This is a genomic window from Paraburkholderia sp. (assembly GCF_036488795.1).
In the GTDB taxonomy this organism is placed as follows: domain Bacteria; phylum Pseudomonadota; class Gammaproteobacteria; order Burkholderiales; family Burkholderiaceae; genus Paraburkholderia.
This window is the reverse complement of the sequence record NZ_DASXHA010000095.1, coordinates 23,748-50,627: the sequence shown is the minus strand read 5'-3', so window position 1 is coordinate 50,627 and position 26,880 is coordinate 23,748. Positions and strand designations below refer to the sequence as shown.

Sequence of the window (26,880 nt, the reverse complement as noted above, 5' to 3'; positions counted from 1 at the left end):
CAGAACGCCCGATATTACAACAGCGGGCAATAAAAAAGGCGAACCGGAGTTCGCCTTTCAAGGATACTGGCGGAGTGGACGGGACTCGAACCCGCGACCCCCGGCGTGACAGGCCGGTATTCTAACCGACTGAACTACCACTCCTGATACTGCTCGCCGAATCTGCAACCTGGCGTGTGCCGGACTGTCCTGAAGACAACCGCCAAAACCTGATGGAGCCATGCTCCCAGTGCTTCCACGCGGTTCGATTCGGTTCAATTGATACGCTGCAAATTGCAGTGATCCGCAATTCTAGCTGAAGTCGGCCCTGAAGCGCAACGTGCGCCTGTCCTCGCCGTGCGCCGTCATGTCTGCGCCGCCTTTGGTAATTTTCTGCAATTTTCGGCGCTGGCGCATGGGCAGGCGCGCAGCGTCGCACTCCTCCACTAACTTATATAGAGGCCGCTCACGAACTGCCAAGCAGAAGCGCGACCAGCGCCGCGGCGCCGCGGCGCCACGAGGCGTCGGTGTTGCCGCGAATGTCGACGGAACGCTGAAAGACGATTTTGCCGCTCGCGACGTCTTCGACGCGCAGGTTGATGTTCAGAATCAGGTTGCTGACTTTCTGCACCCAGCAGATACCGACCTGTTCGACGCCCAGCTTGCGCCCCACCTGCCGCTCGCAGCCGTTGCACGCGCTCAGGTCCTGGGTCGCGCCGAGCTGATCGAGCAGGCTCGCGGCCGCCGCGTTGTCGGCGACCCGGTAGCGCTGGCTGTCGCGCAGACCGCTGCGCATTGCGTCGCTCACCATGCCGATGCGCGCCTGCTGGATACGATTGATCTGCGCGTCGTTGTAGGCCGCGTTGTCGTCGAGCAGCCCGCAGTCGGGCACGGCAATCGAGGTTTGCGGCGGGACTGCATACGCCGCGGCGCTCGCCACGCACAGCGCCGCCGCGCCGCAGGCGCGCGCCGCGCGCTGCCGTAGCCGTTGCCACCGGACATTCGTCATTGGCCTCCCTCACCGGTCGTTCTTCGGTCCCACGGCCTTCCCCGGCAAGGTCGTGAACGCCGCGTACTCGCGCTCCAGATACGGCGCCGCATGTTCGAGCAGGAAGTGGCGAAACACCACACACGTCGGCGAGAGCTGCTTCGAACGCAGATGTACGATCTGCCACGTGCGCTCGATCGGTGTGCCGCTCACATCGAGCAGCGCCACTTCGCCGGTGCGCAATTCCAGCAGCAGCGTGTGCAGCGAAATCAGGCTCACCCCCATGCCCGCCATCACGGCCTGCTTGATGGTCTCGTTGCTGCCGAGCGTGACCACCTTCGCCGGCGTGAAAAGGTGCTGGCGAAACATCTCTTCGGCAGCCATGCGCGTGCCCGAGCCCGGTTCGCGCAGCAGGAAGGTGTCGCCGCGCAACTCCTGCAGATCGAAACGGCGTGCGTCGCGCAACGGATGCGTAAGCGGCGCGATCACGACTTGTGGATGCCACGCGAGCGGCTCGGTCGTGGTGTCGAGTTCCGGCGGCGGCCGTCCCATGATGGCGAGATCGATGGCATTGTCCTGCAGCATGCGCAAGAGTGCGTCGCGATTGCCAACGGAAAAGTGCACGTCGACCTTCGGATACAGATGCGAATACATCGCCAGCAGTTTCGGCGCGAAGTACGTGGCCGAGCTGACGATGCCCACCGCAATCGAGCCGCTGTCCGCCTGCTTGAGCGAAGTCATCGCATCCTCGGCATCCTTGATCTCGCCAAGAATCCGGCTTGCGTGATGCGTCAGCTTTTCGCCGGCTTCGGTCAGCATGAGTTTGCGCGCCACCCGTTCGAACAGGCGCAAGCCGACCGCCTCTTCGAGCTGATGAATCTGCATCGAAACGGCCGGCTGGGTCAGATGCAGTTCCTCGGCGGCGCGCGCGAAGCTCGTATAGCGGCTTGCCACCACGAAAATCTGCAACTGACGCAAGGTCAGCGAGCGGATGAAATTCACGTTGGTCTGAGTCGCTGCGCAAGGCGCACCGCTAGCGGCTCGCCCGCGGCGCGTTGGACGACTTCCCCGGCACATTGGCCGGTGACGGCAGCTTGTGCAGCTCGGCCTGAAAACTGAGCGTCTCCGTTGCCACCGGATGCGTGAAATCGTTGTTCGGTCCCGGCACTTCGGTACGGATCAGCGCGACCTGACCGGGGATGGTGTCCGCAATCTGAAACGTATAGCGCTTGCCGGTGTATTGCGCGAAGCGTTGTGCGTTCGGATCGTCGAGGTACGGCTGAACGACGATCTGTTGCGCGGTCACGGTCTTGCCGCCAATCTGACGCGAGACCGTTTCGATGTGCGGCCCCGCGGCCAGTGCCAGACGCAGGCGCTGCTGGAAATAGCGGCGCTGGCCGCCGGTGAGGCGTTCCATCTCCGCGATGTCGCGTTCCAGAAAATAGATGATCACCGGATTGCACGCGAGCCCAGAGTTCGGCAACGGCACTGTGCCGCTATGATCCGACACCTGGGCATCTCCTTTGGCGTTGTCGGGACTGACCACCAGTACCTTGACGAGATCCGCGCTACGCGATGGCTGGTCTGAACGGAGCACCGCATAGTCGAGTTCCGTTTGGGCCGCGACGCCGTGCAGGTGCTCCGTCGTGAAGATGAGCTTTTCGGCCGGCGTGATCGGGTCGCCGTCCGCGGCCCGGACGAGCTGCGCCCCGCCCGGCAAACCACCGGCAAGGCATACCGCGATCACGCCATGCAACAGTGTGCGGCGCATTCGCCGCGGTGTGCCCGTCATGGCGACGCGTCCGCTGGCTTGCCTGACGGCGTATCGATCGGCTTCAGAAGCGGCACTTCGTAGCTCGTGAGAATGCTGTCGATCTTGTCGTGGTTCGCGCCGATCCATTGATCGACCTTGTCTTTCCACGCTTTCTCGCCGTAACGCACGCCCATCGAAATCGTGTAGTCGAAACGGATGCCGGGCGTAGCGGGGAACGGCACGAGCTTCACCGAGTCGCCGGCTCGCTTGGCGAAGTAGCCGGCAATCGGTCCCCACAGAAACACCACATCCACGTTACCCGCCTGCAGATCGTGCTCGATCATCTGCCCGGGATATTCGCCCGGGTCGCCGCTTTGTACCTGATACGACACCGCCTGATCGATCAGGTTGTGCGCGAGCAGCCAGTCCACTGCGGGGGTCTGCGAGAAAATCCCGAAGCGCAGCTTTTTCAACTGGTCGGGCGGCAGGTTCAGCAGATCGTCCGGCGTCTTGATGCCGGCCAGTTCGGGACGATTCGTAAACACCATCGCGTACGTGGAGCGCAAGTACGGCTGCGTGGTCGAGGTCATGTCATAACCCTTGGGCACGCCAATGATCAGATCGCACCTGTAGCGCTCGGTATCCGGTACCTTTTCCCGCAGCGTGTGACGCACGAAGCCCATCCGCTGCGGAAAATAGGTGTATTCGAGCTTGTAGCCGAAGTCGCTTGCCATCTGGCTCGCGATGCGGTTCTCGTAGCCCTCGCCCTTGTTGTTGGACAGGGGCATGTTGTTCGGATCGGCACACACTCTGAGCACGCCGTCGGCGCCATCGTTATTGGGCAGCGCATCGCCGTCGGCGTGTACTGCGGCGCTCGCCAGAGCCGCGCAGCACAGCGCGGCGGCCAGCAGCGTGGCGTGCACGGGCAGTCGTTTGCCATGACGCATCGAAATCCTCCGAAAGAAGTGCGGCGCAGGCCGTCTATGTCGCGCGCGTGGCGCGCTTATTTGGCGTCGTCGATGGGCTGCAGATCGCCCGGCTTGATCTGACCATCCGAGCGCCCTTTCAGATAGGCGTACAGGTTCTCCCAATTCTTCTGCATCATCTGACTCGAACTGAAATCGGGCATGCCCTTGGCGACGCGTCCACCGAACACCGTCCGATGGAATTCATCCTTGTCGAGCGTCTTGAACGCGTCGACGAGCGACGGTCCAACCAGCCCCTGCTGTTGCGCACCGTGGCAACGTTCACAAGCGAGAGCACGCCAGGTCTTCCACCCTTGCAGCGTATTGCTATCGACCTTGCTGCCGTCGACCACCTTATACGCGACCTGAGCAACGGCGGGATTGTTCTGGGCGTATGCAGCAGGCAATACGGCGAGCGCGACGGGCAGCACCGTGCGCAACAAGATGGATCGGCCTTTCATGCACATATCTCCTTCTGGATAAGCCGCGCCCCAATCGCGATCGCGAGGCGCGGTAATTTGCTTCGTAAGACTGAGATCGCTTCCGGATGCCGTTCGCGCAGCAACGGCACGCCGGATGCGAATTTCACTGATGCGAGGACGTCTGACCCGACCGGCCTCAGCTCTTGCCGCCGCCGCCCGGAATGGCGAACACGAACAGCGTGCCGCCGAGCGCGGTGTACTTCGCCAGTTCACGATAGCCGCCCACCGCGCCCAGGCCTTCCGTCGATTTTTCCAGACCCGCCGCCATGCCGATGCCGGCCCAGCCGCCAATGCCCGAATACACGCCGACGTACTGCTTGCCCTGATACTCATACGTAAAGACGTTGCCGATAATCCCCGACGGCGTCTTGAAGCGCCACAACTCCTTACCGTCGCTGATGCGCACCGCCTTCAGGTAGCCTTCGAGGGTGCCGTAGAACGCAATGCCGCCTGCGGTAGCCAGCGCGCCGGACCATACCGAGAAACGCTCCGGCTTGGACCAGACGATCTTGCCCTTCGACGCATCCCACGCAATGAAGTTACCCATCGAGTTGTTGTCGTTCGGGCCGGGATACATCGACAGCGTGGCGCCCACATACGGTTGACCGGATACGTAGTCGACATCGAACGGTTCGTAGTCCATACACACGTGATTGGTCGGCACGAGGAACAGATGACTTGCCGGATCGAAGGCCGCCGGCTGCTGGTCTTTGGAACCGAGCGCCGCCGGGCAGATACCCTTCACGTTGTGATCGGCTCCCGCCGCCTGGGTCGAATAGGCCGCATTGCGAATCGGCAGGCCGCTCTTCAGATCGACATGGTCAGCCCAGTTCACCGCCGGATCGTACTTTTGTGCAACCAGCAGTTGCCCCGTCGCGCGATTCAACGTGTAGCCGAAACCATTGCGGTCGAAGTGCACGATCGCGGGCACCTGTTTGCCGTCGATCGAGAGATCGGACAGGATCATTTCATTGACGCCGTCGTAGTCCCACTCGTCGTGCGGCGTCATCTGGTAGACCCACTTCGCTTCACCGGTATTCAGATCGCGGGCGATGATCGACATTGACCATTTGTTGTCACCCGGGCGTTGCGACGGATTCCACGTGCCCGGATTGCCCGTGCCGTAGTAGACAAGATTGAGTTTCGGATCCCACGCATACCAGCCCCATGTGGTGCCGCCACCCAACTTCCACTGATCACCCTTCCACGACTTGAGCGACGAGTCCGCACCGACCGGCACCATCTTGCCGTCGGCATACGTCATGGTCTTGTCGGGGTCCATCAGCATTTCCTTGTCAGGACCTGTGCTGTACGCCGTCCAGGCCGTCTTGCCGGTCTTGATGTCGTACGCGATCAGACGACCCCGCACGCCGAACTCACCGCCCGAGATACCGGTCAGCACCTTGTCGCCGAATACGTGCGGCGCGTTGGTGTTGGTTTCACCGGCTTTCGGATTGCCGTTCTGCGCGGTCCAGACCACGTCGCCCGTCTTCGCGTCCAGCGCGACGAGTTTGGTGTCGGCCTGTTGCAGGAAGATCTTGCCGTCGCCGTAAGCGAGCCCCCGGTTGACGGTGTCGCAGCACATCACGGACACCACCTGCTCATCCTGTTTAGGCAGGTATTGCCAGATGAACGTCTGATCCTTCAGGTTGATTGCAATGACCTTGTTAGGGAACGGCGAGTGAATGTACATCGTGTCGCCTATCACGAGCGGCGAGCCTTCGTGACCACGCAGCACGCCGGTGGACATGGTCCATGCGACCTGTAGTTTGCCGACGTTGCTTTCGTTGATCTGCTTGAGCGGGCTGTAGCGGTGATTGGAATAATCACCGGCCTGAGCTGCCCAGTCAGATGGATTTTTGATGAGCCCGTCCAACTGCGAATCGGCCTGTGCAACTAAAGAGCTAAAAGCCGCCGACGCGAGGATCGCGAGCCCAAGAACCATGGTGCGTAAGTTCATGTCTCCTCCAGAATTGTCTTGCTGTTCAACTCACGAATGACCCACGCTACCTGGTTGCATCGGGCGCGCCTCCACGGATGCAGGTAACGAGCAGCGTCTTTGCCCGATCAATGTCGGCTTGGCGACGCACGAATGGCCAACGCATATTCCATGCCGGAAACGAGCCGCGCCTTTCGCCATCCATCGCAAGACCGGGTTTCCGCACGCTGCACCACGCAGCGCGAGCGTGCGCCGCCTGCGCGCTCAGGCCATCAGGTGTCACACCCCTGATGAGTTGCGCCGGAGGACGCGAGACATACTGTGTCAATTCCGCGATTCGCAGCGCGCTCGTCTCACGCACTGCGCAGCCTGAGCGGGGCTTGCCCGGCAAGCCGCGTCTGGCCCGTGACTTGCGACTTTCCTTTCTCTGATGGGTCGGTCCAACACGCGAGGAGCAGCGGTCATGGCAAACGCAGAGCACGTCTACAGCGACGAGGAAATCCAGCAACGCCTCACCGGGCCGCTACAGCACTGGTATATGGAGGACGGCTGGCTGCGCCGCAAATATCGCACCGAAGGCTGGAAAGGCACGCTGATGGTGGTGAACGCCGTCGGTCATCTCGCCGAGGCCGCCTGGCATCACCCGGATCTGACGGTGTCCTATGCTTTCGTCACCGTAAAACTCAAGACGCATAGCGCCAAAGGCATCACGGATAAAGACTTTGCGCTAGCCGAAAAGATGGAATCGTTCATTCAATGGCAGCCGCGGCTGGAGGGCGGCCCGCTCGAAGGCACGCCGGCGGACGACCAGCGTTTTCGCTACATCAAATACGACGCCCCGAAGGCCGCGCAGGGCAATTGAAAGCGGCTGCCTCGCGCAGATGCGCTTAGCCTGCGCCGCATCTCGCGCACAGGTGACACAGTGCACCTCTGGTGGCGCAAAGCGTCGGGCGTGCCGCGCGGGCAGCGCGCGGAGCGCCACGCGCAACGCGTCAGGACCGCTGCATCTGCAACGACGATGTCTCATGCCGGCGTACCCCGCGCAAGCGTTGCAGCCGCCTGGTATGGCTTCTGCTTGAACTCGCCCGGCGAGCCGTCGCATGGCGGCACACGCTGCCTTGATGCGTTGACCGACGAGCCCCGCCCACTCAAAAGGACCTTGCGATGCAGCTTCCCTTTCGCCGCCTCCCGCCTCAGTCCACCGTGAACGTCGATGCGCCCGCCCGCCTGCATCTGGGTTTTCTTGACCCGAATGCCTCGCTCGGACGCGCGTTCGGTAGCCTCGGGGTGGTCATCGACGGACCGGCTACCAGCATCGAAGCGCGGCTCGCTGAACGCGAACAGATCGACGGCGCGGCGAGCGAGGCGGAACACGAACGCATCGCCCTCTGTCTCGCACGCCTGCAAGCGGCGTTCGGCGCGGCGCCGCTCGCCATCCGCGTAAATCACACGCCGCGTGCCCACAGCGGCCTCGGTTCCGGCACGCAACTGGCGCTCGCCGTGGGCACGGCCTTCGTGCGCCTGCTCGGCCATCACGCCAGCAGCGCCGAACTCGCGAGCCTGCTCGGGCGTGGCGCGCGCTCCGGCATCGGCATCCTCGGCTTCGATGCGGGCGGCCTGCTGGTGGATGGCGGCTCCGCAGGCGCGCTGCATTCGAGCGTGCCGCCCCTGCTGGCACGCCAGCCGTTTCCGGAAAGCTGGCGGGTGCTGCTGGTCAGCGACAACTCGCGCGAAGGCTTGCACGGCGCCGAAGAGCGCCGCGGACTGGCCGCGCTCGAGCCTTTCCCGCAGAAGCTCGCCGCCCATCTGTGTCATCTCGTACTGATGAAGATCCTGCCGGGCGCGGCCGAGCGCAATATCGTGCCCTTCGCCCACGGCGTGACCGAAATGCAGCAAACCATCGGCGAATACTTTGCGCCGGTGCAAGGCGGCGTGTTCGCGAGTCCCGAGGTCGAGCGCGCGCTGCGCGCGGTGGCCGCACAGTGCACCGCGGGCATCGGTCAGACCTCGTGGGGGCCGACCGGTTTTGCGATCGTCGCCAATGCGCGCGAAGCCGAAAGCGCGCTGGCCACTGCGCGCGAGGCCACTCGCGGCATGCCGCAGATCGACTGCGCGATCGTCACGGGACGCAATCGCGGCGCGACGATCCGCTCGACGCAAGCGCGCGAGCCGCACAGCGACGCCGCATGATGCACTGCCAGATCCGGGCGCCCGCGCGGCGACGCGCCTCTCTCACCGACTCTCACCGCACAGACACACGAGCCCTTCCCTTGCGCGGTCCATGCGATTGCCACTGAAACGAGCCTGCTGCCATGTCCGAAACCACTGAAAAGCCCGCTGAACGGCCGTATATCCTGCACATGTTTACGGCCACCCCGCAGATGAGTCCGTTCGACGTCAACATGGCCGCCGACGCCGGCTACCAGGTGATCGTGCCGTATTGCGGCGTCGACGCCGGCATGGTGGCGAACCTGACCCAGGACGCGATCTTTTCGCGTGGTCCGAAAGGCGTGTCGCGCACCGGTATTTTCATTGGCGGACGCGACGTGATGCTCGCCGCCGACATGCTCGACACCGCCCGCAAAGCGATGGTGCCGCCCTTCGAAGTGTCGGTGTTCGCCGATCCAAGCGGCTCATACACTACCGCGGCCGCGCTTGTCGCGCTGGTCGAGCGGCATCTGGCCAAACAGCACGGCATGGAACTGGGCGGCAAGCGCGTGCTGATTCTGGGCGGCACCGGTGCAGTGGGACGGGTGGCCGCGGCAATGGCCACCTCGCTCGGCGCCGACGTCTCGATTGCCAGCCACTCCGAGCTCGCGCGCGCAGTGCGCGTGAGCGATGAAATCAACCACCGTTTCGGCATCCTGACCAAGGGGGTCAGCACGGCGAGCTCCGCGGAACTCAGACAGGCGCTCGCCGACGCGGAAATCGTCCTCGCCACCGCCGTGGCAGGCGTGCAAGTGGTGAGCGCCGCCGACCTCGCCTATGCAAAACGCTTACTGATCGCCGCCGACGTGAACGCCGTGCCGCCTGAAGGGATTGCCGGCGTGAACGTGATGAACGACGGCAAGCCGATCGACGGCGTGCCGGATGCGGGCGCCATCGGCATTGGCGCGCTCGCGATCGGCAACGTCAAATATCAGGTCGAGCACCGGCTGTTCATGCAGATGCGTACCGCCGGCAAACCGGTTTACCTCGGTTTTCCGCAGGCGTTCGACGAGGCCCGCGCCGTCGCCGCGGGCCTCGGTTGAGCGGATGCCGGACGGTGCGCGCGCCATCATGAGTTCGCGTTCCTCGCTTGCGCATGCGCCGTTGGTCGCCGTCGCCGGGCTGTCGGCGCGCATGCTTGCGCAATCGGCCGTGCGTGCCGGCCTGCGGGTCGTCGCGCTCGACGTCTTCGGCGACCGCGATACGCGCGCCGCGGCGGAACTATGGTTCGACATCGGCGGCGACGGGTTGTGCATCGACAGCGCGCGGCTCGTTCAGGCACTCGAGAGAATCGCGCGGCTGCCCCGGCTGCTCGGCTGGATCAGCAGCAGCGGCTTGGAGCCGCTCATCGCACCGCTGTGCCACACGCGCGGGCTGCCGGGTCTGATTGGCAACCGCGCGGAAGCGACGGCAGCGGTGCGCGATCCGCTGCGCTTTTTCCCCTTGCTCGATGAGTTGCGCATACCGCATCCGGAGGTCGCCCTCGCGCATCCGGCCGCGCCGCACGAGTGGCTCCTCAAGCGCGCCGACGGTTGCGGCGGCACGCATATCGAATCGGCCACCGGGTTCAGCGACCTGCACACGCCCGGCGCAGGCTATTTCCAGCGCGTGAGCCCAGGCCGCTCGCTGTCGGCGCTGTTCGTCGCGGCGCGCGGCAGCGCTCACGTGTTCGGCTTCGCTGAGCAGACCGCACAAAGGATGGGCCATCTGCCGTTCGTGCATACCGGCTCGCTCGGCCCGATCGATTTGCCGCCGCACGTCAGCGCGTGCGTACAGGACGCCATCGAAGCACTGTGCGCGCGAACCGGCCTCGTCGGCATCAACAGCTGCGATTTCCTGCTCGACGGCGACGCGTTTCAGATCCTCGAAATCAACGCCCGCCCGTCGTCGACGCTGACACTCTACGAAACCGCCGCGCCGCAAGCGTGGCCGCGCGGACTGCTGGCCTGCCATCTCGAAGCATGCCGCCACGGCCGCCTGCCGCTGCCGGCGCATCCGCCGCCGCACGGAGCACCTGCGGATCACGCATGGCGCGCCGGCCAGCAGGTGCTGTTCGCGCCGCGCCCGTTCGGCGTCTCGCAGGCCTTCAGCGACGCCTGTCTGCAAGACCCCCACTGCCGCGACGTGCCGATGCCTGGCACCTGGATCGAAGCCGGCCAGCCGGTCTGCACGCTGCTCGCGCGCGCCACCTCCATGGACGCCGTACGGCGCGCGCTGCAGCGTCAGGAGGCGCGCGTCCTGCAACGCATCGAAACCTGTCACGAGCCCGACTATGCCTTCATCCAATGCCACTCCTGATGCCTCACCGCCGCTCGCCGGTGCCGCCGCACTGAGCGTCAACGCGCTCAGTGCGCCGCTCGTCGAGCGGCTGGTCGACGCTGCCGCGCGGCTCGGCGTCGCCATCACCCATACCCAGGGCGGCACCGTGCTGGTGGACGCCGGCGTAGCGGCCGCCGGCAGCATCGACGCGGGGGTGCTGATCGCGCGCATCTGCATGGGCGGGCTGGGCCGGGTCGCCATGCGGCCCAGCCTCGAAGCGGCACCGTTGTGGCCCAGCATGATCGAGGTGCGGACTTCCGCGCCGGTACTTGCGTGTCTGGGCAGCCAGTACGCCGGCTGGAGCCTGTCCGCCACCAAGGAGCAAACCGGCGGCAAAAAATTTTTCTCGCTGGGTTCGGGCCCCGCGCGCGCACTGTCCGTCAAGGAACCGCTCTTCGCCGAACTGGGTTATCGCGACGCGCACGACCGTGGGGTGCTGGTGCTCGAAGTAGACCGTCTGCCGCCGCAAGTGGTGATCGACAAGGTGCTGCACGACTGTGGCCTCGCGCCCGACCGGCTGACCCTGGTGATTACGCCGACACACTCTGTCGCAGGTACGGTACAGGTGGTCGCGCGGGTCGTCGAAGTTGCATTGCACAAAACCCACGTGCTCGGCGTGGACCTGGGCGAAGTGGTCGAAGGCTCCGGCTCGGCGCCTTTGCCGCCGCCCGCGCCCGACGGCATTCAGGCCATGGGCCGCACCAACGACGCGATTCTTTACGGCGGCCGCGTCCACCTCACGGTGCGGCACGACGCAGTCGCGAAGCAGCTCGCCGCGGAACTGCCCGCGTCGAATTCGCGCGACTATGGGCGCCCGTTTGCGGACATCTTCACGTCGTTCAATTACGACTTCTACCAGATCGATCCAGCGCTGTTCGCGCCCGCGCAAGTGTGGGTGAGCAGCCTCGAAAGCGGCGCAACCTATCGCGGCGGTGCGCTCGACGCCGCGTTGCTGCAAGCTCAATGGAGCGGCCAGTCATGACGCTGCCGCTCGCCGCCGAAAGCCCACGCCATACCCCCGCGACGCTGCGCATTGCCATCATGTGCGACGAGACCGGCTGGCACACCGGGCGCCTGAAAAAAGCCTTCCGCGCGCGCGGCGCGGAAGCGCGCTGCATCGATCTGGCCGATTGCCGGATCGACACGACCTGGGAACCGTACGGCCTCGCGCTGCCGGGTTTCGGCCACACCCTGCCGGATGCGGTGTTCGTGCGCGGCATTGCCGGCGGCACCTTCGAGCAGGTGACCTTGCGGCTCGGCATCCTGCATGCGCTGCGTGAATCGGGTGTGCCCGTGTACAACGACGCCCGGGCCATCGAGCGCAGCGTCGATAAATCGATGACGAGTTTTCTGCTGCACCGCAACGGCGTAGCCACGCCGGCGACCTGGGCCGGCGAATCCGCCGCGTTCGCCCAGCGGGTGCTGATGCGCGAAGCGGCCGCCGGGCGGCAGGTCGTCCTCAAGCCGTTGTTCGGCTCGCAAGGCCATGGCTTGAAACGGCTCGGCGCGCGCCGCAGCAAAGGCGCGCAAAGCGGCGTTCTCGCGCCCTTGCCTTCGCTCGTGCCGTACCGGCAGGTGGCGTATCTGCAGCGCTACGTCGACGCTGGACGGCCGGGTTTCGACTGGCGCGTGCTGGTGATCGGCGGGCGTGCCGTGGCGGCGATGCGGCGCGTCGGCGGCAAGGGCTGGATCCACAACTTCGCGCAAGGCGCCGTCTGTGAGGCAGCCGAGCTCGATCTGCCGCTCGCGCAAAGCGCGGTGCGCGCCACCCAGGCGCTGGGGCTCGACTACGCGGGCGTCGATCTGATCGCCGATCCGCACGACGCCATGCGTCCGCTCGTGCTCGAAGTCAACGGCGTGGCGGCATGGCGCGGCCTGCAGTCGGTTAGCTCGGTCGATCTCGCCGCGGCGCTGGTCGACGATCTGCTGTACCGCAAGCTGGCCGCGCACCGGCTCGCCGTGGCGCAAGCCGACGGCGCGCCAGGCGAGCCCAGCGAAGCCGCCGTTGTCGCGTTGCCGGAACGCCATGTCTGAAACGATCCGCTCGCCGCTCGCGCTCGAGCTTGAGCACACCGCCCACGCCGCCTTCCTCGGCGCGTGCCGGCTCGATGTGACAACCCGCAAGCCAGGCAACGTCAGCCAGCAAAGCGCCGGACATGGAATGAGCGCGTCCCAGTTCCTGACAAGCGCCGCGGTCGCCGTCGACGCCCTGTTCGCGCACGGCGCACCGGTCGGCCAGCGGATCCTCGACGCGGTGACCCGCACGCGTGAGGCGGTCGGCTGCAATACGAATCTCGGCATCGTGCTGCTGGTGGCGCCGCTCGCAAGGGCGCTGGAGGAAACCGCCGGCTCGCTCTCCATCGAACGCTGGCGCGACGCAACCGAGCGTGTGCTGGCCCGGCTCGATGTCGACGATGCGCGGCTCGCCTACCGCGCCATTGCGCTGGCGAATCCCGGCGGTCTTGGCGATGCGCCCGAACAATCGGTGCACGCGCCGCCCACCACCGGCTTGCGCGAGGCGATGCGGCTCGCCGCGGAGCGCGACAGCATCGCGCGCCAGTACGTCAACGGCTTTCGCGACATCTTCGAAACGGGGCTCGGCGCGTTTCGCGAAGCCGCGCCGGATCAGCCAGAAGCCGCCACGCTCAACGTGTTTCTGACTTTTCTCGGCAACTGGCCCGACTCACACATTGTGCGCAAGCAAGGCATGGCGCTGGCGCAGAGTGTCACGCTTGCGGCACGCGACCATCACGCGCAATCGCGCGTGGCGCAGCTCGACGAGACCCGCATAGCGCTCGATGCATGGGATGCCGACCTGAAGGCCCGCGCAATCAACCCCGGCACCAGTGCGGACCTGACGGTGGCGACGCTGTTCGTCGCCGGCTGTCTCGACGCCCGTACTTGAGCCGCGCTGCGCCGCAGGGAAGGCACCCACTCGCCACTGGCACGGAACATGTTAGTTAGTGCCACCGTGCATCAATCCGCTGCCTTGAGATCGCCATCCGCGACCGCTTCGGGCGGCGCCTAGTCGGCAAGTCCCTATCCACACATCGGAGGAACAGAATGGCCAAGATCAATCGCGTCCTGATAGGAGAGTCGCTGGTGGGCGACGGCAACGAAGTCGCACACATCGACCTGCTGATCGGACCGCGAGGTTCGGCTGCAGAAACCGCGTTCTGCAATGCGCTGACCAACAATAAGGATGGCTTCACATCGCTGCTCGCCGTGGTCGCACCGAACCTGCTCACCAAGCCGAACACGATCCTGTTCAACAAGGTGACGATCAAGGGCGCCAAGCAGGCCGTGCAGATGTTCGGGCCGGCCCAGCATGCGGTGGCGCTCGCGGTCGCGGACAGCGTCGAAGACGGCACGATCCCCAAGGACGAAGCGGACGACCTGTTCCTGTGCGTCGGCGTCTTCATTCACTGGCAGGCAGACGACGACAAGAAGATCCAGCAATTCAACTACGAGGCGACGCGCGAGGCCATCAAGCGTGCCGTCAACGGCGAACCGAGCGCCGCGGAGGTCGTGGCGAAAAAAGGCAGCGTGGCGCACCCGTTTGCGCCGAATTGACCACGCGCCGGTTCGCGAGCATACGACGGGCCCGCTATCGTGCGGGCCTTCGCCGTGGCGCGAACCTTTTTTTAGAGGCATGAGATGACCATACGAAGTCGTGTGTTGCTGGCCGGGTGCTGTCTTGCGCTCGCCGGTCCGCTCGCATGGGCCGACGGCGACGCGCCCCAGGCACAGGCGCCGGCCGGAGGCTACAACTACCCGACGCAGGGGCGCGTCGAATATGTGCTGACCTGCATGGACGATAACGGGCACGATTTCGTGAACGTCTACAAATGTTCGTGCGTGATCGACAAGATGGCGACTGCGCTGCCCTACGACGAGTTCGTCGATCAGTCGACCTTCTCGAAGTACGCAACGCTCGGCGGCGAAGGCGGCTCGGAGTTTCGCGTCGATCAGGCCAAAGCCCAGACGAAGAAATTCCGCACCCTGCAAGCCGCCGCCTATCAGTCGTGTGGACTCGGGACGCAGAAGACGACGGCGAAGTGAGCGGGCGATGATCACGCTCTGATGCAATGCACACCGCGCCTGGAACGGCGCGGTGTGCGTATTTGCGCGTTGCAGCAACGACCGGCTCGCGGCCGGCCGCCCAGTTCATCCTCAATTCGGAATCAGTCCTTCGCCTAGCGAAGCGTAAGTGACGGCCTTCGCGTCTCGTGTAGAGAACTCGCTGCGGCGGCGTTCGATCTGCACGCCGACGGCGTCGACGTCTTCGAATTTGGCGGGCTTGGCGAGCGAAACGCGCACCCAATGCGCGCCAAAATCGGCAATCAGCAGTTGCGCGACGGCTTCAGCCAGCGCTTCGAGGAGCCGCACCTGATGCGTCTGCAGCAGCGTGTGCAGCGCCGTCCTTACCGCAGCGTAATTGACGGTGTCTTCGATGCGGTCCGTCGTACAGGCCCGCAGGGACGGCACGCCGATGGCCAGGTTCATCCGTACCGGTTGCGTGACGTGCAGCTCGCTCGTGTCGATTCCAATGATGGTTTGCCCGACGAAGTTCTCGATGAAGACGATATCCATGGCGTCGGAGGATGCCCCGGCGTCGATGGAACTCGCGCGGACAGCGGGAAAGGAAGCGAGGCGAACGGTATCGATACGGTCCATGGTGGGCTCCGCCGCAGCGCGGCTCGTCAATCGTGCGTAATGGATAAGTGCGTAATGGATAAAGATGGATCAGACGCCAGGCGACAGCGCAGAGCCGGTGGCGCAGCACTGTGTGCCGAAGCTGCAACAATCACCCGCTCATGGGCCTCCTGCACAGGTCACTGCAAGAGCACAGCGCAACGACAAGCAAGTTCCGGGCGCACCCAGTAGGGTTAATGCGACTACTTATTGAATCCGCTCGCCATCGGGCGTAGAGTTTTAAATGATCGCCTGATTCGAGGGTCGGTCGCTTTCAGCGCATACGGGCAGCCAGAACCCGTAGCGTTTCGGGGAACATACTATCGATAAAGCGGCACTCGTGGCACGCAGCATCGCGCGCCTGAATTGACGCACCGGAGACAAACCCCATGTCGTTGCTTGCTGATAGCAATTCGCACGTCCGAGAGGTTTTGAACGTCGTCAATCATCAGTTGACGACCCGTCCAACCAGCCAGTCCGTGGCCCAGTCCTGGACGCGCTGCATCAACGACTTCCAGCTGGACCCCTCGCGTTTCGTCACCCCACCCGTCCTGACGGACTACGAATTAAGCGTGCGCCGCGAGGCACTGGGCGACCTGATTGCGTGCTCCAAACTGGAGATGACCACGCTCTATCAGCAACTCGCCGATCCTGAGCTCGCGGTGGTGCTGGTCGATTCGGGCGGCGTGATCGTCCATCAGGTGTCGTCCGTGCCGTTTGCCGAGGCGGTTGCCGCAGACGGCTTTCGCGTCGGCGCGATCTGGAGCGAACGCGAAGCCGGCACCAATGGCATGGGCACGTGTCTCGCGGAGCGCGACTGCATTGCCGTGTGCCAGCACGAACATTTCTATCCGCGCTATACGTCCCTCACCTGCTCCGCTGCACCCATCTTCGACGACAGCGGCGAAATTGCCGGTGTGCTCGACGTCACGAGCCGCTCGAAGCTGCTGCAGCAGCACTCGCTGGTGCTGGTCGGCATGTCGCGGCAAATGATCGAAAACCGCTTGCTGGATGCACGCTACCGGCACGCCAACATGATCCACTTTCATAGCCGCCCGGAATTCGTCGGCACCTTGCACGGCGGCAAGCTCGCGGTGGCCGACGACAGCACCGTGCTGGCCGCGAACCGCAGTGCGCTATTCCAGCTCGGTTTCCGCTCGCTGAGCGAATTGCGTGGCCGGCGTATCGAAGAGGCCTTCAATGCGTCGCTGGAAGACATGATTGCGCGCAGCATCCGCGGCTCTTTCCATCCGGTCACGGTCTATAGCGCGAACGCCACCAACCGCTTCTTCCTCGTCGCGCAGACGCCGCAAAACAGCGCGGGCCGCGGCACACGCGTGGCCGTCAGCAGTCCGCTGCCCCGCAGCAGCGCGCCCGAAAAACGGCCGCCGCCGGCGCGGCTCGACGAAATTGCGCACCTGGAATTCGGCGACCCGCGCGTGGCTTCGCAAATCCAGCTTGCCGCGCGCGTGATCCAGCGCAAGATTCCGATCATCCTGCGCGGCCAGACCGGCACCGGCAAGGAAGTATTCGCGCAAGGACTGCACAGCATCAGTCCGCACGCAGCCGGTCCGTTCGTGCCGGTGAACTGCGCATCGTTGCCGGAAAACCTCATCGAAAGCGAGTTGTTCGGCTATCGTGCGGGCGCGTTTACCGGCGCGCAGCGCGAAGGACGACGTGGCAAGATCGTCCAGGCCAATGGCGGCACGCTGTTTCTGGATGAAATCGGCGACATGCCGCTCGCATTGCAGGCGCGGCTGCTACGCGTGATCGAAGAACACGAGGTCACGCCATTGGGCGCGGAAACCACCGTCAAGGTGGATTTTCAGCTGATCAGCGCGAGTCACCGCAACCTGCTCGAACTCGTGCATGGCGGGCAATTCCGCGAGGACCTGTATTACCGGCTCAAGGGCGTCGAACTCAATCTGCCGCCGTTGAGCGAGCGGCTCGACAAGCTCGCGCTGATTCACCATCTGCTCGAAAGCGAAACCAGTAACGATCCACCCGAGCTGACGCCTGAGGCCGAGCATGCATTGCTGAGCTATGCGTGGCCAGGCAACATCCGGCAGTTGCGTCACGTGCTGCAGATGGCGATCGCGTTGTGCGACGGTCAGCCGATCCGTTGCGACGATCTGCCCGCGGAAATCACACAACGTGTGCCGGATGCGGACAGGCCGGCGGTTCTACGCGCCTCTACTGCTGAAACCGAAGCGCATCCTGCTGAGGACGTGGACCTCTCCGCGCTGAACGCCATCCAGTTGAACGAGCGCGAAACCGTGTTGTCGCTGCTCGACGAGCATCGCTGGAATGTGAGCAATGTCGCGAAGGCGCTCGGCATCAGCCGCAATACGCTGTACCGCAAGATGCGCCGGCTGCATATCCGGCTGTCGCATGACGGCTCCACGCCCGACGGTCTGCCGTCCGACGCAGACGTCGACGCATAACCAGGCCTATGACCCAGGCCCCTGCGCGCGATCTCGCCGAGTTCAAGCCCGACGCGCGCTTCGCATGGTGCGTAACCGGCTCCGGGCATCTGCTGGAAGAGTCCATCGCGCTCGCACAGCGCTTGCCGCGCGCCGATCTGTTCCTGTCGGCAGCGGCGGAGGAAGTCTTGCCCCTTTATGGCTGGCCGTTGCCGAAACTGCGCAAGCAGTTTCGCGTGTTTCGCGACAATAGCGCGAGCGGCGTGCCGGTCGGCATGCTGTATCACGGCATCTATCACACAGTGGTGATCGCACCGGCCACCAGCAATACGGTCGCCAAATGCGCCTTTGGCATCTCCGATACGCTACCTACCAACATGTATGCGCAGGCCGGCAAGCAATGCATTCCGGGCATCGTCTTTGCATGCGATACGGAGCCCACCGTGGTGACGCAAAGCCCGAATGAATGGGTCGAACTGCGCCCGCGGACGGTCGAACTCGACAACGTAGAGCGCCTGTCGCGCTTCGAATACACCACGCTCGTCCGTTCACTCGACGAACTGAAGACGGCGCTCGATCAACGTTTGTCGACGCTCGATCTCGCATGGACCATATCGTCTTCCTGACCGGGCGTCTCGCCGAACAGAGCCTGTCACGCGTACTCGAAAGCATGGCGCCGACGCCATTCAGTTGGGAGATCCGCGAAATCGGCCTGCAAGTAGCGGCGTTGATGACCGCGGAGATGATTCGCCGCCGGGTGGCCACGCCCGTTGCCGCGCAACGCATCATCGTCCCGGGACGCTGCCGGGGCGACCTCGCGGCCTTGAGCGAACACTTCGGCATGCCTGTGGAGCGCGGGCCCGAAGAAGTGAAGGATCTGCCGCAGTTCTTCGGACGCAAAGCGAAGCCGTTCGATCTGACGCAGTACGAGACCGAGATTTTCGCGGAGATCGTCGATGCGCCGCGCCTCGATCTGGAGGGCATCGCGCAGCGGGCGCGCGAGTATGCCGCGCAAGGCGCCGATGTGATCGACATCGGCTGTCTGCCCGAAACGCCGTTTCCGCATCTCGAAGATGCGGTGCGAATGCTGAAAGCGCAGGGTTATCGCGTGAGTGTCGATTCGATGCGCAGCGACGAATTGCTGCGCGGCGGGCGCGCGGGCGCCGATTACCTGATGAGCCTGAACCTCGATACGCTGTGGATCACAGACGAAGTGCCGGCCACGCCGATTCTCGTCGCGCGCGAACCGCGCGATGCCGCCTCGCTCGATGCCGCGATCGACGCGCTAAGCGCACGTGGCCGGCCGTTTCTCGCCGACCCGATTCTCGATCCGATTCCGTTCGGACTGGCCGCGTCGATTGCGCGTTATGTAGGGCTGCGCGAACGCTATCCGCACATTGCGATCATGATGGGCATCGGCAATGTCACCGAATTGACCGAAGCCGATACCAGCGGCATCAACGCGGTGCTGCTGGGGCTGGCCGCCGAACTGCGCATCAGCGCGGTCCTGACGACCTCGGTGAGTCTGCACGCACGGCGCGCGCTGCGCGAAGCCGATGTGGCACGCCGTGTGATGCATGCCGCCCGTGAAGCGCAGGTGCTGCCCAAGGGCATCAACAGCGAGCTTGCCACCACGCACGCGAAACGCCCGTTTCCCTATAGCGCCGCCGAAATCGACGAGTTCGCCGGCGCCGTGCGCGATCCGAATTTCCGCGTTCAGGTCAGCGCGCAAGGCATCCACGTGTACAACCGCGACGGCCATCAACGCGGCAATGATCCGTTCGCGCTCTACCCTGCGTTGAATCTCGAATCCGACGGCGGCCATGCGTTTTATATGGGCGTGCAGCTCGCCCGGGCGGAAATTGCGTGGCAACTCGGCAAGCGTTTCGATCAGGACCAGCCGCTCGATTGGGGCTGCGCGGTCGAGCGGCCCGAGCAGGACCTCAACGCGTGGTGCGCGCCGGGTGAGACGCTGAAGAAACGGTAACGCGGGTACGTATCGCCGCTTTCCGCGCTTTCCGCGCTTTCCGCGTTTCAGCGTTTTCCGCGTATCAGCGCGCCTCGGCCAGTACTTGCATGTCTTCATCCACGGCGGCCAGTTCGCCGCGCATCTGGCCAATCGCCCGGGCATAGTCATCAGCGCCGAACACGGCCGAACCCGCGACGAACACATCCGCGCCCGCTGCAGCAATCTGCGCGATGTTGTCCGCCTTCACACCGCCATCCACCTCGATCAGCAACGGCCTTCCGGTGCGCTGCATGGTCGCGTCGACCCGCTCACGCAGGATCCGCAGCTTGTCGAGCGTCGCCGGAATGAACGCTTGCCCGCCGAAGCCCGGATTGACCGACATCACGAGCACCACGTCCAGCATTTCCAGCACATGATCGAGCAGGGCGAGCGGCGTGGCCGGATTGAGCGCCAGTCCTGCACGCGCGCCCTTTGACCTGATCAGATGAATGGTTCGATGCACGTGCAACGAGGCTTCAGGATGGAAGCTGATGGTATTCGCGCCGGCCTCGGCAAAGGCGACGACGAGCGGGTCGACCGGCATCGTCATCAGATGCACGTCGATCGGCACGGACGTGTGCGGCCGGATCGCCGCGCACACGAGCGGCCCCACCGTGAGGTTCGGCACGTAGTGGTTGTCCATCACATCCAGATGAATCCAGTCCGCACCCGCTGCGGTCACATTGCGAATCTCGCCGGCGAGACACGCGAAGTCCGCCGACAACAGCGATGGAGCAATCAGGAATTCGCGCATGGGCTTCTCCTTGCAAACGCTTTGAATACTCGAAGTGCTACAGATGATTCAGAGGCCCGCTCGAGCCGCTCAGTGATAACGCCGCGCCATCGCCTCGAGCGGCAGCGGCTTGATGCGCGACGCCTGGCCCGCGCAGCCGAACGCTTCGAAGCGCTCCACGCACACCGCGCGCGCCGCTGCGGTGGCCGCCTTCAAGGCCGCGCGCGGATCGAATTCGGAACGCGCATTGGCGAGCGATTTGCGCATCGCACCGCTCATCGCCAGCCGGATGTCGGTGTCGATATTGACCTTGCGCACGCCATGCGCAATGCCGCGCCGGATCTCTTCGACGGGCACGCCATAGGTGGTCGGAATCTCGCCGCCGTACTCGCGGATTACCGCAAGCCATTCTTGCGGCACGGATGACGACCCATGCATCACGAGATGCGTATTGGGAATCCGCTCATGAATCTCGACGATGCGGTCGATCGCGAGGATGTCGCCGGTCGGCTCACGGCTGAACTTGTACGCGCCGTGCGAGGTGCCGATCGCAATCGCCAGCGCATCGACGCCGGTGGCTTCGACGAAAATCTGCGCCTCGTGCGGGTCGGTGAGCAGTTCGTCGCGGGTGAGCTTGCCCGCGGCACCCACACCGTCCTCCTCGCCCGCCGCGCCGGTTTCGAGCGAGCCGAGGCACCCCAGTTCGCCTTCGACCGACACGCCCACCGCATGCGCCGCGTCGACTACCCGGCGGCTCACGTCGACGTTGTATTCATATGCAGCAGGCGTCTTCTGATCGGGCAATAACGAACCGTCCATCATCACTGACGTGAAGCCCGAGCGGATTGCCTGCTGACACACCGCCGGACTCGCGCCGTGATCCTGATGCAACACGAGCGGTAGATCGGGGTGCGCTTCGAGCGCGGCGAGCACCAGATGCCGCAGGTAGGGCTCGCCCGCATATTTGCGCGCGCCCGCCGACGCCTGCAGGATCACCGGGCTCGCGGTTTGCTCGGCGGCCTGCATGATGGCCTGAATCTGCTCCATGTTGTTGACGTTGAATGCGGGCACGCCATAGCCGTGTTCGGCTGCGTGATCTAAAAGTTGCCGCAGTGCGATGAAGGCCATTGCCATCTCCTTGAGGTCGAATCGAATCCGGTCATGCCGCGGCGTCGACGACCCGACGGGCTTCGTGCACCACCGCCTGCGCGGTCAGGTTGAAATGGGCAAAGAGCGCCGCGGCAGGCGCGGATTCGCCGAAGGTGTCGAGCCCCACCACGCCGCCCTCCAGCCCAACGTATTGCCGCCAGAAAGCGCGCACGCCCGCTTCCACGGCGACGCGCGGCACGCCACGCGGCAACACCGCGTCGCGGACGGCTTGCGCTTGCCGGTCGAACACGCTGGTTGACGGCATCGAGACGACGCGCGCCGCGATGCCCGCTTCGGCGAGCGGTTTAACCGCCTCGAGCGCGAGCGCGACTTCGGAACCGGTGGCGAGCAACACCACCCGCTTGTCCGGCGTACCACCGGTTTGCACTGGCCAGTCGCGCAGCACATAACCGCCCTGCGCAATCGCATCGATCTGCTCGGCGCTGCGGGCGGCAAACGGCAGGTTCTGGCGGCTCAGCAACAGACACGACGGCCCTTCGCGCTCAACCGCACACGCCCACGCCTGCGCGGTTTCGACCGTGTCGCACGGACGCCATACATCGAGACCCGGAATCAGCCGCAAGCACGCTGCATGCTCGACGGATTGATGGGTCGGTCCGTCTTCGCCGAGACCGATCGAATCGTGCGTGAAGACGAAGATCGAACGCGTCTTCATCAATGCGGCCATGCGCAAGGCGTTGCGCGAATAGTCGGAGAACGTGAGGAATGTGCCGCCGAATGGAAGGTGGCCGCGATGCAGCGCAATGCCGTTCATCACCGCGCTCATGCCGAATTCGCGCACGCCGTAGTGCAGATAGTTGCCGCCTTGCAGCCCGGTATCGTCCGTGTGCACGTCCACGGCGTTCTTCCAGTTCGTGAGGTTCGAACCCGTGAGGTCGGCGGAACCTCCCAGCATTTCCGGCAACGTGCGCGCCAGCACGTCGATTGCCTGCTGCGAGGCTTTGCGTGTGGCGATGGATTCGGCTGCTGCGTTTGCGTCACTGATCATCGCGCGGACCGCGTCGCGCCATTGCGCGGGCAGCGTGCCTTGCGTCCTGCGTTCGAACTCCGCGGCTTCGGCCGGATAGTGCTTGCGGTACGCTGCAAGGCGCGTCGACCAGTCGGCTTCGTCGGCGGCGCCGCGCTCGCTCGCGTTCCACAGTTCGTAAGCTTGCGCCGGAATCGCGAACGGTGGATGCGGCCAACCGAGCGCGCGCCGCGTATGCGCGGCCTCGTCGGCACCGAGCGGCGCGCCGTGCACATCGTGCGTGCCGGCTTTCGAAGGCGAGCCTTTGCCGATCACCGTCTGACAGCAGATGAGCGTCGGCCGGCCCGCAAGACGCGCGCCCTTGAGCGCGCGATCGACCGCGTCGACGTCATGGCCATCCACCTCGCGCACCACGTGCCAGCCATACGCGGCAAAACGGGCGGGCGTGTCGTCGCTGAACCACTGTGCGACGTGGCCATCAATGGAAATGCCGTTGTCGTCGTAGAGCACCGTCAGCTTGTCGAGCTTCAGCGTGCCCGCAAGCGACGCGGCCTCGTGTGAAATGCCCTCCATCAGGCAGCCGTCACCCGCAAACACGTAGGTACGGTGATCGACAATCGGGTGACCAGGACGGTTGAACTCGCGCGCGAGTAACGCCTCGGCGAGCGCCATCCCCACCGCGTTCGCCAGACCCTGCCCGAGCGGTCCGGTGGTGGTTTCGACGCCGGGCGTCACGCCCACTTCGGGATGTCCCGGCGTCCTGCTGTGCAGCTGGCGAAAGCGTTTCAGTTCGTCGATGGGCAAGTCGTAGCCGCTCAGATGCAATAGCCCGTATAACAGCATCGAACCATGTCCGTTCGACAGCACGAAGCGATCGCGATCGGGCCACGCCGGATTGCGCGGATTGTGCTTCAGATGCCGGTCCCACAACGCGACGGCAATCTCCGCCATGCCCATCGGCATGCCCGGATGGCCGGACTTCGCGGCTTCCACGGCATCGATTGCAAGCATGCGCAGCGCGTCGGCCATCAGCCGTGTGGCGGGCGCAGCATCTGTTTCGGCGACGGCACTCATTGGACTCTCCTTGCACGTATTGAGAACGAGCGTTTGCGCTTCAGGCTCGCGCCTGCCGGTCGATCAGTTGCAAAATCATCGGCGTGAAAATCAGCTGCATCGCGAGACCCATCTTGCCGCCCGGCACGACGATCACGTTCGGGCGCGACATGAAGGAGTCGTGCAGCATCGTCAGCAGATACTGGAAGTCGATTCCCTTGGGACGCGCAAAGCGGATCACGACAAAGCTCTCGTCCGGCTGCGGAATCTCACGCGCGATAAACGGATTGGACGTATCCACCGTGGGCACGCGCTGGAAGTTCACATGCGTGCGCGAAAACTGCGGGCAGATGTAGTTCACGTAGTCCGGCATGCGCCGCAGGATCGTATCGACCACCGCCTCGTGCGAATAGCCGCGCATGGTCTGGTCGCGGTGCAGCTTCTGGATCCATTCGAGGTTGATGATGGGCACCACGCCGATCAGCAGATCCGCATGCCGTGCAATGTCGACCCGGTCCGTCACTGCCGCGCCGTGCAGTCCTTCGTAGAACATCAGATCGGTGCCGGGTGTGACGTCCTCCCATGGCGTAAATGTGCCGGCGTCCTGCTTGTAAAGACGCGTTTCCACTTCGTCGTGCACGTAGTGGCGCATCCTGCCGGTGCCGTTTTCCGCATAGCTGATGAAGAGCGCTTCCAGTTCTTCCAGCAGGTTGGCTTCCGGCCCGAAGTGGCTGAAGTTGGGTGCGCCTTCGTGCTCATGCTGTTTCAGCGCCTCGCGCATGCCGTTGCGGTCATAACGGTGAAACGCATCGCCTTCGACGACTTGCGCCTTGATATGCTCGCGCCGGAAGATATGCGTGAAGCTTTTCATGACGGTCGTGGTGCCGGCACCGCTCGAACCCGTCACTGCAATGATCGGATGTCTGGTTGACATGCCCTTGTCTCCGTAAGGTGATGTTCCGGTCGGGCCGTATTGAACGCGTGCGCGCCGCTAAGCCGTGAAATCCGGCAAAAACAGCGAGCGGCGGCTGAACAGCGGCGACGAAAACGGCTTGTCTTCACCACGGTCGTATTCGCCGTGATAGCGGCCAATGCGCTCGACCTCGTTGCGCGAACCCAGAATCACCGGCACACGGCCATGCAGCGAGCGCGGGCAGACCTCGAGAATGCGTTCACGTCCGGTGATCGACAGGCCGCCCGCCTGTTCGACCAGAAAGCTCATCGGATTTGCTTCGTACAGCAGGCGCAGACGCCCTTCCATCGCCGCCGTTTTCGAATCGCGCGGATACATGAACACGCCGCCGCGCATCAGGATGCGATGCACCTCGGCCACCATCGAAGCAATCCAGCGCATATTGAAGTCGCAGTCGCGGCAACCGCTGCGGCCGTCCTTGCACTCCTGCACATAGCGGCGCACGGGCGGCTCCCAGAAGCGCTCGTTCGATGCGTTGATGGCAAACTCGACGGTGTCGTCCGGAATGCGGATGTTCGAATGCGTGAGCACAAAGTTGCCGATCTCGCGCTCCAGCGTGAAGCCATGCGTGCCGGTGCCGACCGACAGCACCAGCATGGTCGAAGGTCCGTAGACCGCGTAGCCCGCGGCAACCTGCTCGTAGCCGGGGCGCAGAAACGCGGCTTCACCGACCTCTGCGTCTGGCTCGCCGGTGTTGCGCAGCACCGAAAAGATCGAACCCACCACACCGTTGATGTCGATATTCGACGAACCGTCGAGCGGATCGAATGCCAGCAGATAATCACCGCGCGGATAACGCTGCGGAATCGCGTAGACATCCTCCATTTCCTCGGAAACCATCGCGGCGAGCAAACCATCCCACTCACACTGCTGCACGAAAATTTCGTTGGTCGCGACATCCAGTTTCTTTTGCTCCTCGCCGTGTGTGTTGATGGTCTGCGCGGACCCGTAGTTACCCCCTAGTGCGCCTTTGGTGAGCATCGCCGAAATCGACTTGATCGCGGCGGCCACGTCGATCAGCAAAGCGGAGAGGCCCGCGGTCCCCGTCATGCCCGCCGCAGCCGGTGGCCGGTCGAGCGTGTCGATCAGGAACTTCGAAAGAGTCGTACGTCCGTCTTGCATGGCGCTCTCCTGGTAGGGTCATCGTTCTTTTGCGTGGCTGCTCATTGGGCCAGCTGTTCAGGCAAGCCCAGTGCGCAAGCACAGCCCGCGAGTTCAACCAGACGGCGCCTCCATTGCGCGCGGCTCGTCGAACACGCGGCTCGCGCGGACATCGGCGGCGGCGATCAAGGTCAGCGCGGCGGCATCGAGCGGCGCTGCGCCTTGCATGGCGGTCGCGAACAGGCGGTTCGCCTGGCGCAGGCGCGCGCGGTCGAGCGCATTGCGCACCGAGCGCGCATTGGCAAAATTCGGCTGACGGATACGGCGTGCGAGATAGTCCGCAAAGGCGCGCTGCGATGCGGCGTCGAAACGGTAGTGCATGGTCGCGAGCATGCGCGCGGCAATATCGAGCAGTTCCGTTTCTTCGTAATCGGGAAAGGTGATGTGATGCGCAATCCGCGAACGAAAACCCGGATTGCTTTCGAAGAACACTTCCATCCGCGCGGCGTAGCCGGCCAGAATCACCACCAGATCGTCGCGCTGGTTTTCCATTGTCTGCAGCAGGATTTCGATGGCCTCCTGGCCGTAATCGCGCTCGTTTTCGGGGCGATACAGGTAATACGCTTCGTCGATGAACAGCACACCGCCCATCGCACGCTTCAGCACATCGCGCGTTTTCGGCGCGGTATGGCCAATGTATTGACCGACCAGATCGTCGCGCGTCACCGAAACGAGGTGATTGCGCCGGATATAGCCGAGCCGGTGCAACACCTCGGCCATGCGCAGTGCGACGGTGGTTTTGCCGGTGCCGGGATTGCCGGAAAAGCACATGTGCAGGGTCGGCGCGCCGCCTGCCAGACCCAGCGAAGCGCGCGCGCGTTCGACCAGCAGATGCGCGGCAATTTCGCGGATGCGGGTCTTGACCGGTACGAGGCCCACCAGATCGCGGTCCAGTTCGGCTAGCACGTCGCCGATGCCCGAATCGCGATAGAGCGCGGCCAGATCGACGGCTTGTGCTTCACCTGCATCGTGGACAGCAAGCCGGTCAGTCTGCGCAATGACAGCATCGCTCATGAGCTCTCCTTCGCCGCTCGCGCGGCGATGCGTGGACGTGGAAGCGTCCA

At 64.3% G+C, this 26,880-nt stretch carries 25 protein-coding genes and 1 tRNA gene; 12 read left to right on the top strand and 14 right to left on the bottom strand.

The window, feature by feature from the left end:
* Positions 1 to 67: 67 nt before the first annotated feature.
* The 7 genes from VGH41_RS12800 to VGH41_RS12770 form a co-directional block, all read right to left on the bottom strand.
* Positions 68 to 144: transfer RNA gene (locus VGH41_RS12800), tRNA-Asp, on the bottom strand.
* Between the two features lie 301 nt (positions 145 to 445).
* On the bottom strand, positions 446 to 988 hold the full coding sequence (locus VGH41_RS12795) for a DUF3280 domain-containing protein (protein WP_331597820.1): 543 nt from the start codon (positions 986 to 988) through the stop codon (positions 446 to 448).
* Between the two features lie 9 nt (positions 989 to 997).
* Positions 998 to 1,969 (bottom strand): LysR family transcriptional regulator, encoded by a 972-nt coding sequence (locus VGH41_RS12790; RefSeq protein WP_331597819.1) that lies wholly within the window; start codon positions 1,967 to 1,969, stop codon positions 998 to 1,000.
* Positions 1,970 to 2,000: 31 nt separating this feature from the next.
* On the bottom strand, positions 2,001 to 2,759 hold the full coding sequence (locus tag VGH41_RS12785; protein ID WP_331597818.1) for a hypothetical protein: 759 nt from the start codon (positions 2,757 to 2,759) through the stop codon (positions 2,001 to 2,003).
* Positions 2,756 to 3,667, bottom strand: coding sequence for a substrate-binding domain-containing protein (locus VGH41_RS12780; RefSeq protein ID WP_331597816.1), 912 nt, complete (start codon positions 3,665 to 3,667; stop codon positions 2,756 to 2,758). The genes VGH41_RS12785 and VGH41_RS12780 overlap by 4 nt, the downstream gene beginning before the upstream one ends.
* A 56-nt stretch (positions 3,668 to 3,723) precedes the next feature.
* A complete protein-coding gene (locus VGH41_RS12775; protein ID WP_331597814.1) occupies positions 3,724 to 4,146 on the bottom strand; it encodes a c-type cytochrome in 423 nt (140 codons plus the stop codon).
* A gap of 157 nt (positions 4,147 to 4,303) precedes the next feature.
* Positions 4,304 to 6,112 carry a methanol/ethanol family PQQ-dependent dehydrogenase gene (locus tag VGH41_RS12770; RefSeq protein WP_331597842.1) on the bottom strand — a complete coding sequence of 603 codons (1,809 nt, stop codon included), beginning with the start codon at positions 6,110 to 6,112 and terminating at the stop codon, positions 4,304 to 4,306.
* A 457-nt stretch (positions 6,113 to 6,569) separates the two neighbouring features.
* Between VGH41_RS12770 and VGH41_RS12765 the strand changes: the two genes are divergently transcribed.
* The 9 genes from VGH41_RS12765 (at position 6,570) to VGH41_RS12725 (ending at position 14,695) form a co-directional block, all read left to right on the top strand.
* Complete coding sequence (locus VGH41_RS12765) at positions 6,570 to 6,968, top strand: 4a-hydroxytetrahydrobiopterin dehydratase (protein WP_331597813.1); 399 nt, start codon at positions 6,570 to 6,572, stop codon at positions 6,966 to 6,968.
* Between the two features lie 302 nt (positions 6,969 to 7,270).
* Positions 7,271 to 8,296, top strand: a complete 1,026-nt coding sequence (locus VGH41_RS12760; protein WP_331597812.1) for a beta-ribofuranosylaminobenzene 5'-phosphate synthase family protein — start codon at positions 7,271 to 7,273, stop codon at positions 8,294 to 8,296.
* Positions 8,297 to 8,418: 122 nt separating this feature from the next.
* Positions 8,419 to 9,357, top strand: a complete 939-nt coding sequence (locus tag VGH41_RS12755) for an NAD(P)-dependent methylenetetrahydromethanopterin dehydrogenase (RefSeq protein WP_331597811.1) — start codon at positions 8,419 to 8,421, stop codon at positions 9,355 to 9,357.
* A gap of 28 nt (positions 9,358 to 9,385) precedes the next feature.
* The gene (locus VGH41_RS12750; protein ID WP_331597809.1) at positions 9,386 to 10,612 is read left to right on the top strand and encodes an ATP-grasp domain-containing protein; all 1,227 of its coding nucleotides are present in this window, start codon (positions 9,386 to 9,388) and stop codon (positions 10,610 to 10,612) included.
* Entirely contained in the window at positions 10,587 to 11,615 is a 1,029-nt protein-coding gene (gene mch / locus VGH41_RS12745) for a methenyltetrahydromethanopterin cyclohydrolase (RefSeq protein ID WP_331597808.1), read from the top strand. Before VGH41_RS12750 ends, mch begins: the two co-directional genes overlap by 26 nt.
* Positions 11,612 to 12,667, top strand: a complete 1,056-nt coding sequence (locus VGH41_RS12740; RefSeq protein ID WP_331597806.1) for a RimK family alpha-L-glutamate ligase — start codon at positions 11,612 to 11,614, stop codon at positions 12,665 to 12,667. The genes mch and VGH41_RS12740 overlap by 4 nt, the downstream gene beginning before the upstream one ends.
* A complete protein-coding gene (locus VGH41_RS12735) occupies positions 12,660 to 13,538 on the top strand; it encodes a triphosphoribosyl-dephospho-CoA synthase (protein WP_331597805.1) in 879 nt (292 codons plus the stop codon). The genes VGH41_RS12740 and VGH41_RS12735 overlap by 8 nt, the downstream gene beginning before the upstream one ends.
* Before the next feature lie 158 nt (positions 13,539 to 13,696).
* The gene (gene fae, locus VGH41_RS12730) at positions 13,697 to 14,206 is read left to right on the top strand and encodes a formaldehyde-activating enzyme (RefSeq protein ID WP_331597804.1); all 510 of its coding nucleotides are present in this window, start codon (positions 13,697 to 13,699) and stop codon (positions 14,204 to 14,206) included.
* Between the two features lie 84 nt (positions 14,207 to 14,290).
* On the top strand, positions 14,291 to 14,695 hold the full coding sequence (locus VGH41_RS12725; protein WP_331597803.1) for a hypothetical protein: 405 nt from the start codon (positions 14,291 to 14,293) through the stop codon (positions 14,693 to 14,695).
* 111 nt (positions 14,696 to 14,806) lie between these two features.
* Here the strand turns inward: VGH41_RS12725 and VGH41_RS12720 are convergent, their stop codons facing one another.
* A complete protein-coding gene (locus tag VGH41_RS12720; protein ID WP_331597801.1) occupies positions 14,807 to 15,310 on the bottom strand; it encodes a dihydroneopterin aldolase in 504 nt (167 codons plus the stop codon).
* Between the two features lie 407 nt (positions 15,311 to 15,717).
* Between VGH41_RS12720 and VGH41_RS12715 the strand changes: the two genes are divergently transcribed.
* Genes VGH41_RS12715 through VGH41_RS12705 form a run of 3 tightly spaced genes read left to right on the top strand, consistent with a single transcriptional unit; the run spans position 15,718 to position 19,738 of the window.
* Positions 15,718 to 17,772 (top strand): sigma-54-dependent Fis family transcriptional regulator, encoded by a 2,055-nt coding sequence (locus VGH41_RS12715; RefSeq protein ID WP_331597800.1) that lies wholly within the window; start codon positions 15,718 to 15,720, stop codon positions 17,770 to 17,772.
* A gap of 8 nt (positions 17,773 to 17,780) precedes the next feature.
* Positions 17,781 to 18,377, top strand: a complete 597-nt coding sequence (locus VGH41_RS12710; protein WP_331597799.1) for a flavoprotein — start codon at positions 17,781 to 17,783, stop codon at positions 18,375 to 18,377.
* Positions 18,356 to 19,738 carry a DUF6513 domain-containing protein gene (locus tag VGH41_RS12705; protein ID WP_331597798.1) on the top strand — a complete coding sequence of 461 codons (1,383 nt, stop codon included), beginning with the start codon at positions 18,356 to 18,358 and terminating at the stop codon, positions 19,736 to 19,738. The genes VGH41_RS12710 and VGH41_RS12705 overlap by 22 nt, the downstream gene beginning before the upstream one ends.
* Before the next feature lie 64 nt (positions 19,739 to 19,802).
* Here VGH41_RS12705 and rpe read toward each other — a convergent pair whose 3' ends face one another.
* From rpe to cbbX, 6 genes are all read right to left on the bottom strand, one after another.
* The gene (gene rpe, locus VGH41_RS12700; RefSeq protein WP_331597797.1) at positions 19,803 to 20,513 is read right to left on the bottom strand and encodes a ribulose-phosphate 3-epimerase; all 711 of its coding nucleotides are present in this window, start codon (positions 20,511 to 20,513) and stop codon (positions 19,803 to 19,805) included.
* Between the two features lie 69 nt (positions 20,514 to 20,582).
* Positions 20,583 to 21,620: a class II fructose-bisphosphate aldolase gene (gene fba, locus VGH41_RS12695; RefSeq protein WP_331597796.1), complete on the bottom strand. Its 1,038-nt coding sequence runs from the start codon at positions 21,618 to 21,620 to the stop codon at positions 20,583 to 20,585.
* Between the two features lie 31 nt (positions 21,621 to 21,651).
* Positions 21,652 to 23,703: a transketolase gene (gene tkt / locus VGH41_RS12690; RefSeq protein ID WP_331597794.1), complete on the bottom strand. Its 2,052-nt coding sequence runs from the start codon at positions 23,701 to 23,703 to the stop codon at positions 21,652 to 21,654.
* A 40-nt stretch (positions 23,704 to 23,743) separates the two neighbouring features.
* Positions 23,744 to 24,616 (bottom strand): phosphoribulokinase, encoded by an 873-nt coding sequence (locus tag VGH41_RS12685; RefSeq protein WP_331597793.1) that lies wholly within the window; start codon positions 24,614 to 24,616, stop codon positions 23,744 to 23,746.
* Between the two features lie 57 nt (positions 24,617 to 24,673).
* Positions 24,674 to 25,777: a class 1 fructose-bisphosphatase gene (locus VGH41_RS12680; RefSeq protein WP_331597792.1), complete on the bottom strand. Its 1,104-nt coding sequence runs from the start codon at positions 25,775 to 25,777 to the stop codon at positions 24,674 to 24,676.
* A 93-nt stretch (positions 25,778 to 25,870) separates the two neighbouring features.
* Positions 25,871 to 26,830 (bottom strand): CbbX protein, encoded by a 960-nt coding sequence (cbbX, locus tag VGH41_RS12675; protein WP_331597791.1) that lies wholly within the window; start codon positions 26,828 to 26,830, stop codon positions 25,871 to 25,873.
* Positions 26,831 to 26,880: the final 50 nt, after the last annotated feature.

Coding starts and splice junctions, on each gene's coding strand:
- VGH41_RS12715 (WP_331597800.1), top strand. CDS start 15,718: ATGTCGTTGCTTGCTGATAGCAATTCGCACGTCCGAGAGGTTTTGAAC.
- VGH41_RS12795 (WP_331597820.1), bottom strand. CDS start 988: ATGACGAATGTCCGGTGGCAACGGCTACGGCAGCGCGCGGCGCGCGCC.
- VGH41_RS12750 (WP_331597809.1), top strand. CDS start 9,386: ATGAGTTCGCGTTCCTCGCTTGCGCATGCGCCGTTGGTCGCCGTCGCC.
- rpe (WP_331597797.1), bottom strand. CDS start 20,513: ATGCGCGAATTCCTGATTGCTCCATCGCTGTTGTCGGCGGACTTCGCG.
- VGH41_RS12685 (WP_331597793.1), bottom strand. CDS start 24,616: ATGTCAACCAGACATCCGATCATTGCAGTGACGGGTTCGAGCGGTGCC.
- VGH41_RS12755 (WP_331597811.1), top strand. CDS start 8,419: ATGTCCGAAACCACTGAAAAGCCCGCTGAACGGCCGTATATCCTGCAC.
- mch (WP_331597808.1), top strand. CDS start 10,587: ATGCCTTCATCCAATGCCACTCCTGATGCCTCACCGCCGCTCGCCGGT.
- VGH41_RS12705 (WP_331597798.1), top strand. CDS start 18,356: ATGGACCATATCGTCTTCCTGACCGGGCGTCTCGCCGAACAGAGCCTG.
- cbbX (WP_331597791.1), bottom strand. CDS start 26,830: ATGAGCGATGCTGTCATTGCGCAGACTGACCGGCTTGCTGTCCACGAT.
- VGH41_RS12785 (WP_331597818.1), bottom strand. CDS start 2,759: ATGACGGGCACACCGCGGCGAATGCGCCGCACACTGTTGCATGGCGTG.
- VGH41_RS12765 (WP_331597813.1), top strand. CDS start 6,570: ATGGCAAACGCAGAGCACGTCTACAGCGACGAGGAAATCCAGCAACGC.
- VGH41_RS12720 (WP_331597801.1), bottom strand. CDS start 15,310: ATGGACCGTATCGATACCGTTCGCCTCGCTTCCTTTCCCGCTGTCCGC.
- VGH41_RS12725 (WP_331597803.1), top strand. CDS start 14,291: ATGACCATACGAAGTCGTGTGTTGCTGGCCGGGTGCTGTCTTGCGCTC.
- fba (WP_331597796.1), bottom strand. CDS start 21,620: ATGGCCTTCATCGCACTGCGGCAACTTTTAGATCACGCAGCCGAACAC.
- VGH41_RS12710 (WP_331597799.1), top strand. CDS start 17,781: ATGACCCAGGCCCCTGCGCGCGATCTCGCCGAGTTCAAGCCCGACGCG.
- tkt (WP_331597794.1), bottom strand. CDS start 23,703: ATGAGTGCCGTCGCCGAAACAGATGCTGCGCCCGCCACACGGCTGATG.
- VGH41_RS12775 (WP_331597814.1), bottom strand. CDS start 4,146: ATGAAAGGCCGATCCATCTTGTTGCGCACGGTGCTGCCCGTCGCGCTC.
- VGH41_RS12780 (WP_331597816.1), bottom strand. CDS start 3,667: ATGCGTCATGGCAAACGACTGCCCGTGCACGCCACGCTGCTGGCCGCC.
- VGH41_RS12680 (WP_331597792.1), bottom strand. CDS start 25,777: ATGCAAGACGGACGTACGACTCTTTCGAAGTTCCTGATCGACACGCTC.
- VGH41_RS12770 (WP_331597842.1), bottom strand. CDS start 6,112: ATGGTTCTTGGGCTCGCGATCCTCGCGTCGGCGGCTTTTAGCTCTTTA.
- VGH41_RS12740 (WP_331597806.1), top strand. CDS start 11,612: ATGACGCTGCCGCTCGCCGCCGAAAGCCCACGCCATACCCCCGCGACG.
- VGH41_RS12735 (WP_331597805.1), top strand. CDS start 12,660: ATGTCTGAAACGATCCGCTCGCCGCTCGCGCTCGAGCTTGAGCACACC.
- VGH41_RS12760 (WP_331597812.1), top strand. CDS start 7,271: ATGCAGCTTCCCTTTCGCCGCCTCCCGCCTCAGTCCACCGTGAACGTC.
- fae (WP_331597804.1), top strand. CDS start 13,697: ATGGCCAAGATCAATCGCGTCCTGATAGGAGAGTCGCTGGTGGGCGAC.